Source organism: Streptomyces similanensis (assembly GCF_039543625.1).
In the GTDB taxonomy this organism is placed as follows: domain Bacteria; phylum Actinomycetota; class Actinomycetes; order Streptomycetales; family Streptomycetaceae; genus Streptomyces; species Streptomyces similanensis.
On the sequence record NZ_BAABKC010000002.1, the window covers coordinates 33,697 to 50,709 of the forward strand.

Sequence of the window (17,013 nt, forward strand, 5' to 3'; positions counted from 1 at the left end):
CGCCCAGGCCGCGTGCGGGCGACACCCGCCTCCTTACGCCCGCAGAGACGCCGCGCCTCGCCCGTCATCGTCTACAGTGACGTAGACCGTCTACAGTGATGTAGTCGAGAATGGGGCCACTCACCCCCTCCACGACGCGCGACGGAAGAGGCCGCGATTCAATGACGACATCGACGCACCTGGCGGCACAGCTCGCCGTGAACGTGCTCGACGCCAGATCCCTGCTGGCAGCGTTCGGCGCGCTGGGCGTGGGCGTGGTGCTGTTCGCCGAGACGGGACTGCTCGTCGGGTTCTTCCTGCCGGGGGACTCGCTGCTGTTCACGGCCGGACTGCTGGCCACAGGCCCGGTGGAGGGGACGGCCCGTCTGTCGCTGGGCTTCCTGCTGCTCTCCGCCGTGGTCGGCGCGCTGGCCGGGGCTCAGTGCGGTTATCTGATCGGTCGGCGTGCGGGTGGCTCGCTGCTCGCGCGCAGCCGGTCGCGGCGGCTCCACGACGGCGCCGAGCGGGCCGAGGAACTGCTCGGGCGCTACGGACACGCCAAGGCGATCGTGCTGGCCCGCTTCGTCCCGGTGGTACGCACGGTGCTGAACCCGCTGGCCGGCGTCCTGGGCGTGCCCGTGCGGACCTTCACGCTCTGGCAGGTCGTCGGCGGTCTGGTGTGGACGGTGGGGGTGATCCTCGCGGGGTACGCGCTGGGGTCGTCGATCCCGAACGTCGACCACTACCTGCTGCCGCTGGTCGCCCTGATCGTCGTCGTGTCTCTCGTCCCCCTGCTCCCGGAGGTTCTCCGGAGCCGGCGGAACGCCCAGCGGAAGGAGGAGGCACGGTGATCCTGGCCTTCGACGGTTCGTCCATCGACGGTGCCGCCTACGAGGCGGTGGTTCACCGGGCTCAGCGCGCGCCCGGATGGCTCGACGACCTGGTGACCGCGTGGTCGGCATACGGGCTCGTGGTCTTCGCCGCCCTCCTGGTGATCTGCTGGTGGCGAGCGCGCCGGGCCGACGCGGCGACGGCGGTGGCGGCACTGGCCGTGCCGGTCGTCGTGGTCGTGGCGTACGGCGTGGACATGGTGCTGAAGTCGCTCGTCCGCGAGGACCGGCCGTGCCGGAGCCTGCACGTGCGCACCCTTGAGGCGTGCCCGGCGCCCGGCGACTGGTCCTTCCCCAGCAACCACATGGTGATCGCGGCTTCGGCGGCCGTGGCCCTGCTGTTCGTCGCGCGTCGCCCGGCCGCTGTCGCGCTGGTCGCCGCCGTGGCGATGGGGGTGTCCCGGGTGTGGGTCGGCGCGCACTATCCGCACGACGTCCTGGCCGGCCTGCTCGTCGGCGCGCTCGTGGCGACGGGTGCGATGCTCGCCGTCCGGCGCCGGTCGCGGACGTGGGCGCGGTGGCTCGTGCACCGGCGTCTGGGCGCTCTGCTGCTGACCGCATGAAGCGCCGTGAGCTGGCCGAGCTGGCCGGGAGCCTCGGCCTCGGCGCCTGGGCCGCGTTCGGAGTGCTGGGCGCGGTCGCCGTCGGCCACGGCGGCGCGCCGCTCGTACTGGACCGCGACGTTCTCGCCTGGGCGGTCGGCCACCGGTCGGCCACGGCACTGGCGGTGGCCCGCGGGGTCACCGCCACCGGGACCGGCGTGTTTCCCTGTCTGCTGGTGGCGGTGGCGGCCCTGGCGGCCGGACGCGCACCGCGGCAACGGCTGGCCATGGCGGCGTTCGGCCTGGCCGCGATGGGAGGGGGCCAGGCGTCGCGCTACGCGGTGATGCGCCTGGCGCACCGGCCGCGTCCGCCGTACCCGGACTGGGCGACGCACGCCTCCGGCTGGGCGTTCCCGTCCGGGCACACCGCGACGAGCGCGCTCGCGGCCGGCCTGCTGATCGCCGCGGTGTCGTGGCGGGCGCCGCGCGGGGCGACCGGACTCCGGCTGCTGATCGGCTGCTGGGCCGTGTCGGTGGGACTGAGCCGCGCCTATCTCGGGGTGCACTGGTGCACCGATGTCGCCGGAGGGTGGCTCTTCGCCGCGGGCTGGCTGGGAGCGTGCCTGTGGGGTGCGGCCCGCTGGCTGCCCGACGTGTTCGTCGCCCAACCGCCCCCGCGCACGGGCGCCGAGGAGTCGCGGAGTCGCGCAGGGGTCGGCCGGCCGGCCCGGGGACCTGACCGGGGGAAGGGCGCCTGACGTTGACGGGCGACGCCGGTCATGGACCGTCGCGTCGCCCGTCGGCGTCGTACCGCCACGGAAACGCCGTCGCCGAAACGCCGTCGCCCGGGCCGGCGTTCCGGCCGCGACCGTGGAACCGGCCGCCCTCCCCCGCGGGTTGCGGATGCCGCCGGTGCCGGTCCGCGACGGGCCGCGGCGAATTCGTGGGGATCGATCGGCCGCGGGTGGGCACCCGGTTGGAGAACGACCGCACGAGCACGATCCCAGGAGGGTTCTCATGGGCAAGCTGGGCGACATGGCGAACAAGGCCAAGGAGATGGCCAAGAGCCACCCGGACCAGGCCGACCAGGGCGTGGAGCGCGCCGAGAAACTGGTGGACGAGCGAACCGGCGACAAGTACGACGCGCAGACCGACAAGGCCGCCGACGCGGCGCGCCGTTACTACGGCGGCGGTCAGCAGCAGGACCAGCAGGACCAGTAGGAGCAGTTCCTCTTCCCCGAATGTTCCCCGAATGCCTCCCGCCCCCCGGGCCGGGAGGCATTCGGGATGTCGGGCCGTCCCCCTCCGTTCGCCCGGGTCCATAACCCCGACAGGGCTCGGTTGTGGCGGTAGTTGGCGCCGCCCCGGTACTGGCCGCCCTCGATCGGCAGCCGGCCGCCGACGCCCCGGCCGTCTCATGGGACTGTCCGGTGCGGGGCCGGGGCCCGACGTGTTCGCCGGGCCGTGGGTGACGGCCCGTCGGGGGCGGCTCCCGGGCAGGCTCAGGCTTCGGGGTCGGCCAGGCGGCTGAGCAGGGTCACGGCGTCCTCGTGCCCCACCGGCCGGAAGAAGCGCGCGTCGACGTCCTCGACGGCGGCGATCGCGCGCGGGGCCAGCCCGGCGCCGGCGTCGGTGACGCGCAGGCGTTTGGCGCGGGTGTCGGCGGGGTCGACCTCGCGCTCGATCAACCCCTTGGCCTCCAGCGCGCGCAGGACCTGCGAGGTCATCTTGACGTCGGTGCCGGCCTGGCGGGCCAGGGCCAGTTGGTTGGGGTGCGTGCCGTGTGTGTTGAGCCACCACGTGCAGGCGAGGAGGACGAACTGGACGTGGGTGAGGTCCAGGGGGCCGAGGGCGGCGGCGATGTCGCGTTGCCAGCGCAGCGTGGCGTGCCAGAGCAGGAAGCCGGGACTGCCCCCGGGGTCTAGGGCCATCAGCCCTGCGCCAGCTTGACCAGGGCCGCCATCGTCTCCGGCCAGTCCGCGGTGATGCCCGGGCCGATCTGCGGGCCGATCTCGTCCGCGCCGGCGCCGGTGATCTCCATCCGGTACGTCACCCGGGTGCGCGGTCCCTCGCCCGGACCGATCCGGTGGACGGTGCGCAGGAGCAGCCCGCCGAACCGGGCCTCGTCCACGAACAGTTCGCCGGGGACCGCCTCGGCGACCAGCAGGTGCACCGGGTCGTCCCCGGCCGGGGTCATCACGATCTCGGCGCCCGCCGCGAACGGACCGCTGATCCGGATGCTCGCGACGTCGGCGTTCCAGGTTCCCCAGTTCACGACGTCGGCCCACAGGCCCCAGATCGCCTCAGGCGCGGCGTCGGTCTCGATGCTGTGCTCATACGTCCACATCAGTGGCCTCCCGGTCCAGAATTTGTTCTTCGCACAGACTATCTGCGCGCAGATAGTCTGTCCAGGCCGTCCGGGGGCGACCGGATACAGTGCGCATGACGGCAGCCCGGTCAGGGAGGGGAAGCGTGACCGACACCAGCAACACCCGATCCGTCGACAGCGGGGCAAAGGCTCCTCGGCCGAGCCGGCTGCACCGCCTGATGCGTCACGTCCCCCTGATCGCCCCCGTTCTGCTGTGGGCGGTGCCCTGCGGGGTGCTCCTGTACGGCGGCCAGCACTGGCCGCCGCCCGTCACACTGGCCGGCACCGCGCTGTTCGCCCTCGGGCTCGTCTGCATGCCGCTCGCGATGGTGCGCGGCCACGGCCGGCGCCAGCAGGACCGGGCGGCGATCGTCGGCGACACCCTGCTGGGCGCCAGTTGGGTGCTGTTCACCTGGTCCGTTCTGGTCGGCGTCCTCCTGCGGCTCGGCCTGACCGCGGCCGGAGTCGGCACGGGTCAGGACCGGGCCCGCATCGTCACCTGGGCCGTCCTCGGTGTGACCGCCGTCCTGCTCGCCTGGGGGTACGCCGAGGCCCGCCGTGTGCCGCGCGTGCGGCGGCTCGACGTGCGGCTTCCCCGGCTGGGCGCCGGACTGGACGGCACCCGCGTCGTCCTCATCACCGACACCCACTACGGTCCGCTCGACCGCGCCCGCTGGTCGGCACGTGTGTGCGAGATCGTGAACACCCTGGAGGCCGACCTGGTCTGCCACACCGGCGACATCGCGGACGGCACGGCCGACCGCCGCCGCGCGCAGGCCGCCCCGCTCAAAACCGTGCGGGCCACCCGCGCCCGGGTCTACGTCACCGGCAACCACGAGTACTACAGCGAGGCCCAGGGCTGGGTCGACCTGATGGACGAGCTGGGCTGGGAACCGCTGCGCAACCGCCATCTGCTGCTCGAACGCGGCGGCGACACCCTCGTGGTCGCCGGCGTGGACGACGTCACCGCCGAGTCCTCCGGCCTGGCGGGCCACCGTGCCCACCTCGCCGGAGCATTGGACGGCGCCGACCCCGACCTGCCCGTGCTGCTCCTGGCGCACCAGCCCAAGTTCATCGACCGGGCGGCAGCCGCCGGCATCGACCTCCAGCTCTCCGGGCACACCCACGGCGGCCAGATCTGGCCCTTCCACCACCTGGTCCGCGTCGACCAGCCCGCCCTCGCCGGTCTCAGCCGGCACGGCGCCCGCACCCTCCTCTACACCAGCCGCGGCACCGGCTTCTGGGGCCCGCCCTTCCGCGTCTTCGCGCCCAGCGAGATCACCCTGCTCGTCCTCCGCTCGCGGTAGCACCGCGACCCGTGGCGGGTGGTCCGGCCTGATCGTCGCGGTGGACCTGGGGGGTGAACCGGCGACCGACTCGGCCTTCACGCCGATTTCATCGGCCCCCGCACACTCAGGGAATGAGGAGTGCGGCCAGCCGGTGGCCGCCGCCGCGCCACCGCGCCACCACGGCGAGGCAGCGGACAGCGGACGACACGTCCGGGGGGTCCCCACAGGTGCGCCGCGCTCCGCCAGGAAGTTCACGGGCTCCCTACGGAAGGTCGACATGCACAGACAGATCAAGGACGTCAGGCGCCTCTTGGCGGCCCCGCTCGTCGCCCTGGCCATGCTCACCACCGGTGTCATCGCCTCCGCCACCACCGCGCGGGCGGCCGACTCCGCCGCCTGGACGTTCACCAACCCGGACGGCACCCTCAACGCGACCGGCACCGGCGACGGAGCGCAGATCTCCGTCACCCCCGACGGCACCAACTACACGAACTGGCGCCTGATCGCCGCCGGTACCGGCACCTTCCGCGTCGCCAACACCAACACCGGCAGATGCCTCTACTCCGTCCAGCCGCTCGTTCAGCGCTCATGCGGCGGCGGCGACAGCGACGACGGCCAGCTGTGGCACTTCCACCCCGTCACCGGCAAGCCGAACGCCTTCCGGCTGGTGCGCACCGATGAGAGCTACTGCCTGGACAACCGGGGCGGCCTGCACCTGTGGGGCATCCTGGCCCAGCCCAACCCCTGCGACGGCTCCGCCGGGCAGGAGTGGACGGTGCCCCAGGCGAAGGCGCCCGAGGCGCTGAAGCTCGCGCTCGACTACTACGCCGACCTGTGCTCCCGCAAGACCAGCACCTGTTCGTGGACGGAGAAGTCCGAAGGGCAGCCGGAAGTCCTGCCCCGTCAGCCCGCTTCGTCGATCTGGTACAACGACACCGACGCCACGATGAAGCAGGTCTTCACCACGATCTACCACTCCGGCTGGGCACAGTCGTACTCCGTGGGTCTGTCGTCCTCCGTCGGCGTCTCCGCCCCGGTCCAGGCGATGGTCACCAGCCAGCTCAACGCGACGCAGACCTACACCTCCGACGAGACCACCGTGAACGGCATCTCGATCGACGTCCCGCCCAAGAACTACGGATGGGTCGACTTCGCCGCCGTCGGCAAGAAGGTCACCGGCACCTGGACCTTCGACGCCGACCACCAGCCCTGGACGGCCGACGCGACCGTGACCGTCCCCGTCATCAACTCGGCGGCCGGGTCCACGATGTACGTCGCCCGCACCAGCGCGAACGCGCCCGGCGCCAGCGCCGGCACCGGCGGCGCCGACGTCAAGCCCGCCGTCATCGCGAGGACCGCGTCGGCCGCCGTGGACGTGCCCGAGGGCGGCAGGCTGACCGCCTACCAGGGCGGGATCAGGGTGAGTGACGCGGACGGCTCCACGGTGGCCACGGTCATGCCCGGCACGGTCATCGACACCGACGGACAGGTCCACAAGATCTCCTTCACCCTGAACGGGACCACCGTCACCCAGAACGTCGAGGGCGTCACCGGGGACACCGTCACCGGCACGATCACACCCCCGGCCTTCTCCTTGGGCGACAGCGCCGCCACCGGCTCCGCCGCCGCCGAGAAGAGCGTCCGGACGATGTCGGCGGCGTCCTTCGAGGCCGCTGCCGCTGCCCGGAACAGCGACGCGCACGACAAGTGCATGGCCGCGAAGATCGGCACCAGCATCGTCAGCGGAGGGGTCATGGGCCTCCTGAGCGGACCTCCCGGAGTGGCCACCGGCATGATGACCGGCGCCTTCAGCGGCATCGTCATGGGCCTCGTGACCTGCCCGAAGTAGTCCGACCGGACCTGAACCCCCGGGTCCCCCCGCCTGCGGTCCGGCAGGGGGACCCGGGGGTTCGCGGCGACCCCGGCGCTGGGGCGGCGTGCCGCACCTCGGAGGGGGAGTCGGCGGACACCCGCCGCCCCGGCCGGCAGGTCAGCACTTGCGGCCGTGCCGCGGCGGCGAGGTCGTGCGACGGCGCGCCGGCCGGGTGCGTGGCCGGTCCGGCGTTGTTCTAGGCCGATCCGGTCCGGAACACCGCGACCGTTCCGGCCGGATCGACCGCGTACACCTTCCCGGTGGTGTTGTTCACGGCCAGCGCGGCGAACTGACGAGGCGTGCCGAGCGGAGCTTGCGGGAGCAGTGTGCTGCCGTCGACCACCCCGATGCCGCCCGACGTGCCGATGGCGTTCTGCTGCGCCGCGAAGACCCTGTTGAAGTTCTTCAGCACGGTGAGCTTGCGCGCCGGATTCCCGGTGGCCTTCGAAGCTCCGCAGACCGCTGCCTGCCCCGTGACCGTCGTCCCGACGATGCGGTCGATGCGGCCACCGGACTTGCCGCAGCTCGTTCCACCGTCCAGGTAGACGTAGACGGCCCCTGCCGCGGAGTTGTAGACCACGGTGATGGGGTTGAAGGGGTAGAGGGATCCCACCGGGTCGTCGATCGCTGTCGAAGTGCGGCCGACGGGGTCGATGACGAGACGGCGAAGAGGCCGCCGGTGCTGTTGCTGACACCCGCCTTCACGAAGTACACCGCGTGGTGCACGGGTCGAAGGAGAAGTCCATGCCGTTGCTCGGGCCCACAAGTCCCCCGTCGGGCAGACGGATCGGCGTCGCGGACGAGCTGCCGGCCGCGATGTAGGCGACCGCCGAGGAGCTGGCGTTGCCGCCGCCGACATAGACGTCGCCGTTCTCGGGGGAGACCGCCAGGCCGGTGACGGTCGTCGTGTAGTCGCTGACCTGGGTCACTCGGTTGGCGTGCGCCGTGTCGATGATCGCGACGCTGCCGCCGCTCCCGGCTGCCGCGGTACCCCCGACGTAGACCCGCCCCGTGCCGGGGTCGACCGCGATGCGATTCGGGGCCGACACAGCGCTGGAGACGTCGATCGGAGGACCGATCGGTTCGTCGGTCCTGCCGTCGATCACGGTCACGGCGTTGCTGCCGGAAGCCGCGACGTACACGCGGTCGGCCTTCTCGTCCACCGCGACGTCGGCCGGAGCCAGGCCCACCGGGATCGCTTCCGCTCCGTTCTCCGTCGGTGAGGTGTCATGCACCGTGTACGACGACTTCTCGCCTCGGCCGCACTTGTTCTCCTCGCCGACCACCAGCACGTTGTACACCGGTTCGCTGGACAGCAGCCCGTCGTCCTTGAGATCGTCGACGGTCCCGTAGTGTCCGTGCCGCGCGCAGAAGGACTCCTCCGCTGTGCGCAGCGCGGCCGCGTCCGCGGCGGTCGCGCTCTTGTGGCCCTTGTCGCCGATGCCCCCTGACGGAGAACACCACGATGGCGGCGAGGACGCCGAGGATCACGATGACCACGAGCAACTCAATGAGCAAGAAGCCGTCCTGGCGTCTGGCGCGCAAGGAGAACGGGCTGTGGTCCGCTCGCGATCAAGAACTTCTCGCAGGGCGACCCGTGCGCTCCCTACACCGCCCCGCCGATCAACGGCGGGCGGATGACCGTCCACTGCGACCCCCTCAACGCGTCCCCCGCACTCACCCGCGCCACCCAACCGCAGGACGCGCTGCGCAGCCTGGGCCGGGCGGCCACGGACGGCATCGACGTGTCCACGCGCGGCCTGCGCGTGCAGGGCGGCGTGTTCTCGCACTCGAACGTCACCACCGGCGCCGGCGCGTCGATGACGGTGTCGGGCGACGTGTCCGCCGTCGGCGACTGCTCCCGTGCCGTGTCCCAGACCCCACTGCCACCGACCCAGGTGCCGTACGCCCACGACTGCGCCGACGACACCCCGCCGGCCCCCGCCGACGAGGCCGTGGGCGGCGACCCGGACTACACCCCGCCCGCCACGGCCGTCCCGGTCCGGCGGACGGCGCCCGCGTGCCCCGCCCCCGGTTCCTGGCTGGCGCGGCTGCGGCCCGGCTACTACGACGACGCCCGCGCCCTCAGCCACCTCACCGGCGGCGACTGCCCGCACGTCGTCGTCTGGCTGGAGCCGGGTGTCTACTACTTCGACTTCACCTTCACCGGCGGCAGCGCGGTCTGGACGGTCGACGACCCGACGGTCAGCGTGGTCGGCGGCACGCGGGCAGGCTGGGACCCCGCGAGCCCCATCCGCCCGGCCGTCCCCGACCCGGGCGGGTGTGACCGGACGCGGCCCGAAGGCGTCGAGGTCATGATGGGCGGCGGCAGCCGGTTCCAGGTCGACCGCGGACACGTCGAACTGTGCGCCCCGGTGAGCCCGGACAGGCAGCAGATCGCGGTGTACCAGCACGCCACCTTGGAGACCACCATGTCCGGGCCGAGTTCCGCGATCATCGACCACCTGCTCGGTGAGCTGTCGGAGCGGGGCGGCAGCGATCTGCTGCTCACCGCCGGATCGGCGCCGTTCCTCCGCGTCGACGGCGCCCTGCGACCGGTCGAGGGGGCCGCGCTGACCGAGCCGGAGGTCGATCGCCTGGTGACCGGGGTGCTGGGCGCGGAACTCACGGAGCGGTTCCGGCGGGAGAAGCAGGTCGACTTCGCGTTCAGCTGGGGGAAGAAGGCCAGGCTGCGCGGGAACGCGTTCGTGCAGCGCGGCGCGTCGGCGCTGGCGCTGCGGATCATCCCGTTCTCCGTGCCGTCGTCCGAGCAGCTGGGACTCCCCCCGGTCGTCGTCGGATGGGCGGGCATGCCGCGCGGGTTCGTGCTGGTCACCGGGCCGACCGGGTCGGGGAAGTCGACGAGCCTTGCGGCGCTTCTCGACCATGTGAACACGCACCGGCCGGTGCACATCCTCACCATCGAGGACCCGATCGAGTATCTGCACCGGCACAAGCGCTCGGCGGTCAACCAGCGCGAGGTCGGCACCGACACCGAGTCGTTCCCCGCCGCGCTGCGCTCGGCCCTGCGCGAGGATCCCGACGTCCTGCTCTTGGGCGAGATGCGCGACCCGGAGAGCATCTCCGCGGCCCTGACCATCGCCGAGACCGGGCACCTGGTGTTCGCCACCCTGCACACCAACGACACGTCGCAGACACTGGACCGCATCGTCGACGTGTTCCCGGCCGAGCAACAGCCGCAGATCCGCCTGCAGTTGGCGCACACCCTGGTCGGCATCCTCAACCAGACGCTCGCGGCGGGCGCCATCACCTACGAGGAGGCCGTGCTGCACACGGCCCACCCGGAGGACATCCAGCGACCCCACGCCCCGGTCGGCCGCGCCTGACCGTGCGATGGCGTCTCGAAGAGACGCTCCGCAGCGCGGCCGGCGACCACGCGGGACAGCCGCAGCAGAGCGAGCGCGACGAGGACTACGGCCTCGCTGCCTCCTATACTCCTGGCGTGTCTGATACGTCGCACCTCTTCCACGTTTCGTCCGTGCTCAACCGGCAGTCGATCGCACAACATGGCCTGGATTGGACCCGGATGGGCGCCGCACGGGGGATCGCCGGCAGCCGCCGCCCCGAGGTGGAGGGGATCTTCGTCTGTCGGGGCGAGGAGGACGCAGAGTTCTTCCTTCAGATCAACAACACCGGTGGGCCGGCCGATCTCTGGTCCGTGGACGGCATAGATGAGGGGCTGCTCCGCGACAACGGCAACGGGTTCGTCTACCTGCCCAGCCGCATACCAGCCGCGCGAGTCCGCCTGGTGCGATCAGACGTTCCTCCGCAGCAAGGTTTTTAACGGGGGAAGGCCGCGACGGCGGGAACGTTCCGGCGAGGTGCTTCGTTGCCCCGGGGTCCATCCACGTTGCCACCCCTGGGAGTATCGTGCCCGAAACCACGCACGCCACCTCCACTGTCCTCCCCGCGCTCCCGGCCCTGAGCGCGCAGGCCGAGCGACTCATCGAGCTGGGGGTGCACGAGTCGGCAGGGCTGCCTGCCGCCGAGCTTCGTGCCTTCGCCGCAGCCGCCGACGCCCCTGTGGGCGGCGACAGTGCCCTGCTCGCTGTGCACCCGGACCAGGTTCCTGCCTCCGCCCTGGCGCCGCTGCTCCGCCGTGAGGGCAAAGCGGGCTTCGTCGTCACCGACATGACGGATGTCGACCTCTTCGCCCCGCTCGACGCGGTCGTGCTGCCCGACGCCCCGCTCTACCTCCTCACCGGCCTCGACCGTGGCGACCGGATCGCCGGCTGGAGCCCGGACGAGGCGCTGCCCGCCCTCACGGCGGAGGCCCGGACCCCATTGCTGCTCACCGAGGGCATCCACTGGGTGATGCAGCAGCCGGCCGTCCTGGAGCGCAACCACTGCTTCATGACCATCGGCTCTCGGCGGCGCAAAGCCAACGGCGCTCTGGACGCCCGCACACCGGCACTCTGGATCAGCAACGGCACCGGGCGCGACGGCCGCGAGCGCCGCGACGCCCCCAAGGTCGGCTGGTGCTGGGCGGGCAAGCGTCACACCTGGCTGGGCTTCGCCTCCGCAACGGGCCGTAGGGTCCGGCACCTGTAAGGAGGCGTGATCAGGCGGGGCGGAGGCTGCGGAGCCAGATGACCGTGCTCCGCTCCTCAAGCCGAACTGCCGGTGCCCGGCTCGGTCAGAGACCGAGCCGGGCACCGGTGTCGCGGAGGGCGGCCGTCACCGACGCCGGCGGTCAGAGGTCAGCTGGTGACGAGCTTTCCGACCGCGTGGACCTCGTTGACGTTGCTGGTGGTGAAGAACTTCCACGGCACGGTGAAGTAGCCGCCGGCGCCCCAGTTGGTGCCCCAGCTGTTCTCGATCTTCACGCCCTTGGTGTTGTACCCGACTATGGTGACTTCGTGGCCGCCGATGACCGGGTCGCTGATGGAACTCCCGGGCACGTAGGTGTAGTTCGCGGCGGTCGTGGAGTTCAGGTCCTCGAAGCTCTGGTGCGCCGTGAAGCCGATCGCCACGGGCTGCCCCTGGGAGATGGCCTTCTCGATGTCCGACTGGGCCGCCGTACCGCTGGTGGACAGCCTGGTGTAGCCCGACAGCTTGTAGTGGGCCGCGTTGGCGCGCTCGCCGGAGTCCGGCTGGGTCGTGTAGTCCTCGGTGCCCTGCCAGTAGTCGGACTGGGTGTCGATGCCCTGCTTCTGCTCCATGGGCAGCGCGACGGCCGCGGTGGTGCCCTCGTCGTCGCCCTTGGCGATCTGCGAGTAGATGTACATCGGCGCCATGGGAGCGCCCTGGATGCCCTGCTCGTTCATGAGGATGCCGTAGGCGGAGTACCCGGTGGCCCAGGTGACGCAGGAGCCGACCTGGCCCTGGTCGCCCGGCGAGAGCGCGTACTTGGTCAGGTCGAAGCTGTCCGGCACGGCGCTGGAGGTCTTGAAGACCGGCTGGGCGCCGTGGCCGGCCAGCTGCGCGTCGGAGTGGGCCTTCAGTTCCTTGAGGTTGAGACCCAGACCGTGCGACAGGTGGTGCGCGTGGGGGGTGGCCTGGCCGGCGGCGGTCGCGGGGTTCGCGAACGCGGCGGTGGAGAGGCAGGACAGGGCGGCGGCGGTCACGGCGGCGACACCGGCGATTCTGCGGAAACGCATCGTTCCGACTCCTTGGGGAGCAGTGGGGGACATGCCGGGCCCCACGAGGTGGTGGAGACCGGGCACATGCCGGTGAACGGAGGTCGGCGGGGAAGGACTTGGCGACTGAACGGCCGCCTCCCGACTCCTTGTTCGACCGGCAACCGGAAGCCTGCGCTGTACCGCCCGGAGAGGGCAAGGCCATCTTCCCTTTAACTGTTAGGAGTTGACGGCCCACAGCCAAGAGTTCGGCTTCTGCCCCAACTCTTACCTGCGCTTCGTTGACTTGAGTGGGTGACCCCCGCTTCGCTGGACGCCGCGCGGAACCACGTTCCGCTTCCGGGGCCGCAGCCGATGGATCGTCGAGCTGTCCGGCCGAGAACCGGCCCGACGTCCGCAGGAGGCAGACACGACGATGCATGACGACGCCGCTTCGCTCCCCGACGAACGGCTGGCGGACCTGCTGCGCACCGGCCCCTTCCCGGACGCCCTGCGTGCCGCGATGGAAGCCAGCGGCCTGACCCTCAGCCGCATCCGGCACCGGCTCCAGAGCCTGGGTACGCCGGTCTCCACCGCCACCCTCAGCTGCTGGCGTTCCGGCCGTCACCAGCCGTCACAGACCGCCGCACTGGCCGCCCTGGCCTCGCTGGAGGGCGTCCTGGAGGTGGCGCCGGGCGCGCTCAGCTCCCTCCTCGGCCCTCCCCGGCCCCGGGCACGGTGGCTGCGCCTCGCCGCCGACGCCCCCGGTCTCACCACGCTCTGGCCGCGGTCCAGAGGAAGCGATGTGGGCGAGGCGTACCGCAGCGTCGACTCCCGCTGGATGTCGTCACTGCGCTGCCTCAACCGTCACATGCGGCTGGAGGTGGACGCGCGCGGGCGTGAACACCGCGTGTGGATGCGCCAGGTGGTACGGGCGGAACAGGACGGACCGGACCGCGCGATCCTCACCCACCTGCCGGACACCCCCGGCTCCGTGCCGTCCCTGGAACTGCGGCCGCCGTGCCGTCGGGGCACCGTCGTCGAGAACCCGCGCACCGGCATGCTCGTCGCCGAGGTGCTGTTCAGCCGGCCGCTGCGGCGCGGCGACACCGCCATCTTCGAGGCCGTCCTGACCCACGCCGAACCGCGCCCGTCGGCCGAGGAGTTCACCGTCCGCCAGCGCGAACCCGCCGGTGAATACGCGATGGAGGTGCATTTCGATCCGGCCGCGTTGCCTGCCACGTGCTACGCCTTCAGCACGTCGAGCGAATCAGGTCCGGAGTCCCGCCGCCTCCTCCACACGACCGACGGCTGCGTCCATGTGATCGGCACGCGGACCAGTCCCGGTGTCTACGGTATCCGCTGGGAGTGACACGTACTGGTGGCGCGTTGTCCGAGCACGCCCCCGTCGACGGACCGCACGACGGTCCAGGGAACACCGTCGATGACCACGCCGCGGAAGGGGACGGGTGGTTCTGGGTCCACCCCCCGTGGGGGCGCTGGACCGCTGGTGAGCCGAACGAGACGTTCATAGCGTTGTGTTCATGATGGATGACACGAACGAAGAACGGAAAGGCACCACCCGGCGGACGGCGCTGCGTGGGCTGGGACTCGCGGTGGGGGGCATGGCGCCGGCCACCGGGCTCGGAACCTCGCCGGCCGCGGCGTACCCGCGTCGCGGGCTCGTCACTTACGTCCTGGTACACGGTACCCACAGTGCCGGCGCGTTCTGGATGCCGATCGCGCGGGAACTGGTGCTGCGCGGCCATCGCGTCGTCATGGTGGACCAGCCGCGGCACGGCGCGGAGGCTTTCGTGGCGGAGTCGTACCAGCGGCAGGACCTCACCGCGATGGCGGTCGAGCCCTCTCCGCTGAAGGGCCTCGGGCTGGACGACTACGAGGCGCGTGTCACGGGGATCGTGCGGCAGGCCGCACGGAACGGCCCGGTGGTGCTGGTCGGGCACAGCCTCGGTGGCGTGTCGGTCAGCCGTGTCGGCGACGCCGTCCCGCACCTGCTTCACCACCTCTGCTACATGGCGGCCTTCTGTCCCAGCCGCGTCCTGCCCACGGCGGACGCCTGCACGGCGGCACCCGAGAACGCGAACGCCGTGAGCCCGGTGGAGCTGACGGTGGGTGACCCGGACCGGCTCGGGGTGTTGCGGCTGAACTTCCGTACGGGTGTGAGCGGTGAGCTGGCCCTCCTCAAGGAGATGATCTGCGCGGACTACCCCGACGCCGACTTCCGCCGGATACTGGCCGGCATGCAGACCGACGAGCCCGTCGCCGCCTACGCGGGCCGAGCGGTCGGCCGAGCCGGCGACTGGGGACGCGTTCCCCGCACGTATCTGCGTTTCGGCAGGGACCGTACGATCGCCACCGCGCTCCAGGACAGAATGATCGCGGAGGCGGACGCGTCCACACCCGGCAACCGCTTCCGCGTGCATGACTTCCCCGGGGCGTCACACGTCGGCCCTCTGGATCCCACCCCGGTCGCGGACGTCCTGGACACGCTCGCGGGGCAGGGGGGCTAAGGTCTGCCGCGAGAGTGGACCTTTCGCGGAGTCGGCGGGGAGGCCGCCCTCGCGGTCCGCCTCCCGACCGTCCGGGTAAACGGATGGTCGGGGACGAGCGTGACCCGGCAGGATGCTCCGCATGACCTTGCCCACCCCCGAGTTGCCCACCGCGCGCCTGCGACTGCGGCCGTTCACCGACGCCGACGCGGCGCCGCTCTACGCGCTGCACAGCAGCGCCCATGTGCTGCGTTACTGGGACTCCCCGCCGTGGACCGAAGCGGCCCGCGCCCAGCGCTTCATCGCGACCTGCCGGACGATCGAGGAGGAAGGCACGGGAGCGCGGATGGCCGTGGAGCGCGTCTGCGACGACTCGTTCATCGGCTGGTGCGGCCTGACCGGCTGGAACCCGGATTTCCGCAGCGCGTCCCTGGGCTACGTCTTCGACGCAGCCGTGTGGGGCAACGGCTACGCCACGGAGACCGCGCACGCCGTCCTGCGGTGGGCGTTCGACGCCCTGGACCTGAACCGCGTCCAGGCCGAGACCGATACCCGCAACGTGGCGTCCGCCCGGGTCCTGGAGAAGCTCGGCTTCGTCCGCGAAGGCACCCTCCGCGAGGACTGCGTCGTCAACGGCGAGGTCTCCGACTCCTGGGTCTTCGGCCTCCTCCGGCGCGAGTGGCACGCGACGGCCGGCCGCCCGGACTGAGACCTGCCCGCCCTATCGAACACGCTGCGGTCCGGGTGCCTCCCGAAGCACGGAACAGCTGGCGTCGGAAACCGGTCAACAGTGCTGCTTCGGCGTCGGCGGTTGCAACCTTTTCGCAGTACGAGCGGTCATGACAGATGTGGATGTGGGCATGTCCGCGTGCGCGCACCCGTGCAGCACGCATCATGCACGACCTGAGCATGACGACCGCCAACCGGTGCCGTTTCGACGGTACTTGGATGCGAGAGGTTGCCGGATGAAGATTCGCCGCGCCCTGGTGGCAGCCGCAGCGGCTGCCGCGGTCGCGCCCGCCGCCGTACTGGCCGCGCCCGCCGCCGCGTTCGCGGCGGGTCCGGTGGCCGAGGACGGCCCGCGTACGACCGCCTCCCCCGATGCCCCGCCACCGGCGGAGTCCGCACCGGGCGGCGGTGGGACTGGAGCCGAGCGGGGCGACGGGAGCCGGGGGAGGGCGTCGAAAGGCGGCGGGACCGTCGGCTCGGGCGGTGCCGTCGGCCACGGCCGTGACCAGGGCGTCGGGGACTCCAGCGGTGCGGGCAAGTCCTGCGCGTTCGAGTCCGACCAGGTGCGCGTGGCCGTCCAGGGGCTGCCGCGCCGGCTGGCCGCGGGAGGGGCCTGGAGCACCTTCTCCATGACGCTCGCCAACACCACCGGCAGGGCGCTGGAGAAGGTCCAGCCCTTCCTGTACGTGTCCTCCGCCGAGAACGTCGACCGGCCGTACTGGGAGCTGGAGACCGAGTACCACGACGCCGGGTCGGGACGGTGGAAGACCTTCCACGACGCGACGCCAGACGAGCTGTTCGGCTCCTTCGCCATCGGCCCGCACGGCACCGTCACGCTCCAGCTGCGTACCCATGCGGTCAAGACCGCCGTACCCGGCGCCGGGTACGTGCTCGCCTCCGGCGACTACCGCGACGGCGACGGCTCCTGCGGTTCGGCCAAGGAGACCTGGTACGACTTCACCATCGCCCCGGCAGGCGCGAAGCCGGGTGGCACGGCCGGGCCCGGCGACGACGCCGCGCCGGCCGGTGGTACGGCGGGCTCCGGCGCCGCCGGCGGCGCGAGCCCGCGGGGCGGAGGCCGGCTCTCCACGACCGGCTCCTCGTCCGCGCTCCCGGCGATCGCTCTCATCGGCGGAGCCGCGCTGGTAGCCGGCGCGGGCGCGGTCATCGGCGTACGCCGCCGCAGGGGCACCGCCGGTCCAGGCGGCACGGACGCCACCACGTGAGCCCCGCCCTGCCGTCCAGGAAAGAGAC

General features: G+C 72.0%; 19 protein-coding genes. 13 read left to right on the plus strand and 6 right to left on the minus strand.

The genetic code is table 11. The annotated features are described in order from the left end of the window. Positions 1 to 161: 161 nt before the first annotated feature. From ABEB07_RS00600 to ABEB07_RS00615, 4 genes are all read left to right on the plus strand, one after another. Positions 162 to 830, plus strand: a complete 669-nt coding sequence (locus tag ABEB07_RS00600; protein WP_345666527.1) for a DedA family protein — start codon at positions 162 to 164, stop codon at positions 828 to 830. Continuing rightward, a complete protein-coding gene (locus ABEB07_RS00605) occupies positions 827 to 1,432 on the plus strand; it encodes a phosphatase PAP2 family protein (RefSeq protein WP_345666528.1) in 606 nt (201 codons plus the stop codon). Before ABEB07_RS00600 ends, ABEB07_RS00605 begins: the two co-directional genes overlap by 4 nt. Then, positions 1,429 to 2,169, plus strand: a complete 741-nt coding sequence (locus tag ABEB07_RS00610) for a phosphatase PAP2 family protein (RefSeq protein ID WP_176147259.1) — start codon at positions 1,429 to 1,431, stop codon at positions 2,167 to 2,169. Before ABEB07_RS00605 ends, ABEB07_RS00610 begins: the two co-directional genes overlap by 4 nt. Positions 2,170 to 2,428: 259 nt before the next feature. After that, positions 2,429 to 2,632, plus strand: coding sequence for an antitoxin (locus tag ABEB07_RS00615; RefSeq protein WP_176147258.1), 204 nt, complete (start codon positions 2,429 to 2,431; stop codon positions 2,630 to 2,632). Between the two features lie 281 nt (positions 2,633 to 2,913). On the opposite strand, the gene ABEB07_RS00620 is transcribed toward ABEB07_RS00615, so the two are convergent. Then, the gene (locus tag ABEB07_RS00620) at positions 2,914 to 3,342 is read right to left on the minus strand and encodes a MarR family winged helix-turn-helix transcriptional regulator (protein ID WP_176147257.1); all 429 of its coding nucleotides are present in this window, start codon (positions 3,340 to 3,342) and stop codon (positions 2,914 to 2,916) included. Beyond that, complete coding sequence (locus tag ABEB07_RS00625) at positions 3,342 to 3,758, minus strand: SRPBCC family protein (protein WP_176147256.1); 417 nt, start codon at positions 3,756 to 3,758, stop codon at positions 3,342 to 3,344. The genes ABEB07_RS00620 and ABEB07_RS00625 overlap by 1 nt, the downstream gene beginning before the upstream one ends. Positions 3,759 to 3,883: 125 nt before the next feature. On the opposite strand from ABEB07_RS00625, the gene ABEB07_RS00630 reads away from it, so the two are divergent. Both ABEB07_RS00630 and ABEB07_RS00635 read left to right on the plus strand, forming a co-directional pair. Continuing rightward, entirely contained in the window at positions 3,884 to 5,086 is a 1,203-nt protein-coding gene (locus tag ABEB07_RS00630; RefSeq protein ID WP_345666529.1) for a metallophosphoesterase, read from the plus strand. 259 nt (positions 5,087 to 5,345) lie between these two features. Further along, positions 5,346 to 6,917 (plus strand): RICIN domain-containing protein, encoded by a 1,572-nt coding sequence (locus ABEB07_RS00635; RefSeq protein WP_345666530.1) that lies wholly within the window; start codon positions 5,346 to 5,348, stop codon positions 6,915 to 6,917. Positions 6,918 to 7,137: 220 nt separating this feature from the next. On the opposite strand, the gene ABEB07_RS00640 is transcribed toward ABEB07_RS00635, so the two are convergent. The 3 genes from ABEB07_RS00640 to ABEB07_RS39120 all read right to left on the minus strand — a co-directional run bounded on the left by ABEB07_RS00640 (position 7,138) and on the right by ABEB07_RS39120 (position 8,486). Continuing rightward, entirely contained in the window at positions 7,138 to 7,554 is a 417-nt protein-coding gene (locus ABEB07_RS00640) for a hypothetical protein (RefSeq protein WP_345666531.1), read from the minus strand. An 88-nt stretch (positions 7,555 to 7,642) separates the two neighbouring features. Beyond that, positions 7,643 to 8,242 (minus strand): YncE family protein, encoded by a 600-nt coding sequence (locus tag ABEB07_RS00645; protein ID WP_345666532.1) that lies wholly within the window; start codon positions 8,240 to 8,242, stop codon positions 7,643 to 7,645. Beyond that, on the minus strand, positions 8,169 to 8,486 hold the full coding sequence (locus tag ABEB07_RS39120) for a type II secretion system protein (RefSeq protein ID WP_425588927.1): 318 nt from the start codon (positions 8,484 to 8,486) through the stop codon (positions 8,169 to 8,171). The genes ABEB07_RS00645 and ABEB07_RS39120 overlap by 74 nt, the downstream gene beginning before the upstream one ends. Positions 8,487 to 8,578: 92 nt before the next feature. Here ABEB07_RS39120 and ABEB07_RS00650 point away from each other — a divergent pair, with 92 nt between their 5' ends. From ABEB07_RS00650 to ABEB07_RS00660, 3 genes are all read left to right on the plus strand, one after another. Next, the gene (locus ABEB07_RS00650; RefSeq protein WP_345666533.1) at positions 8,579 to 10,288 is read left to right on the plus strand and encodes a type IV pilus twitching motility protein PilT; all 1,710 of its coding nucleotides are present in this window, start codon (positions 8,579 to 8,581) and stop codon (positions 10,286 to 10,288) included. A 116-nt stretch (positions 10,289 to 10,404) separates the two neighbouring features. Beyond that, positions 10,405 to 10,746: a hypothetical protein gene (locus tag ABEB07_RS00655; protein WP_345666534.1), complete on the plus strand. Its 342-nt coding sequence runs from the start codon at positions 10,405 to 10,407 to the stop codon at positions 10,744 to 10,746. A gap of 86 nt (positions 10,747 to 10,832) precedes the next feature. Continuing rightward, positions 10,833 to 11,513, plus strand: a complete 681-nt coding sequence (locus ABEB07_RS00660; RefSeq protein WP_345666535.1) for a DUF5701 family protein — start codon at positions 10,833 to 10,835, stop codon at positions 11,511 to 11,513. 149 nt (positions 11,514 to 11,662) lie between these two features. Here ABEB07_RS00660 and ABEB07_RS00665 read toward each other — a convergent pair whose 3' ends face one another. Then, positions 11,663 to 12,562 carry a C1 family peptidase gene (locus ABEB07_RS00665; RefSeq protein WP_345666536.1) on the minus strand — a complete coding sequence of 300 codons (900 nt, stop codon included), beginning with the start codon at positions 12,560 to 12,562 and terminating at the stop codon, positions 11,663 to 11,665. A gap of 394 nt (positions 12,563 to 12,956) precedes the next feature. On the opposite strand from ABEB07_RS00665, the gene ABEB07_RS00670 reads away from it, so the two are divergent. The 4 genes from ABEB07_RS00670 to ABEB07_RS00685 all read left to right on the plus strand — a co-directional run bounded on the left by ABEB07_RS00670 (position 12,957) and on the right by ABEB07_RS00685 (position 16,985). Beyond that, positions 12,957 to 13,892, plus strand: a complete 936-nt coding sequence (locus ABEB07_RS00670) for a transcriptional regulator (RefSeq protein WP_176147248.1) — start codon at positions 12,957 to 12,959, stop codon at positions 13,890 to 13,892. A gap of 253 nt (positions 13,893 to 14,145) precedes the next feature. Further along, positions 14,146 to 15,051, plus strand: coding sequence for an alpha/beta hydrolase (locus ABEB07_RS00675; protein ID WP_345666641.1), 906 nt, complete (start codon positions 14,146 to 14,148; stop codon positions 15,049 to 15,051). A gap of 121 nt (positions 15,052 to 15,172) precedes the next feature. Then, positions 15,173 to 15,739, plus strand: coding sequence for a GNAT family N-acetyltransferase (locus tag ABEB07_RS00680; RefSeq protein ID WP_345666537.1), 567 nt, complete (start codon positions 15,173 to 15,175; stop codon positions 15,737 to 15,739). A 256-nt stretch (positions 15,740 to 15,995) separates the two neighbouring features. Continuing rightward, a complete protein-coding gene (locus ABEB07_RS00685) occupies positions 15,996 to 16,985 on the plus strand; it encodes a hypothetical protein (protein ID WP_345666538.1) in 990 nt (329 codons plus the stop codon). Positions 16,986 to 17,013: the final 28 nt, after the last annotated feature.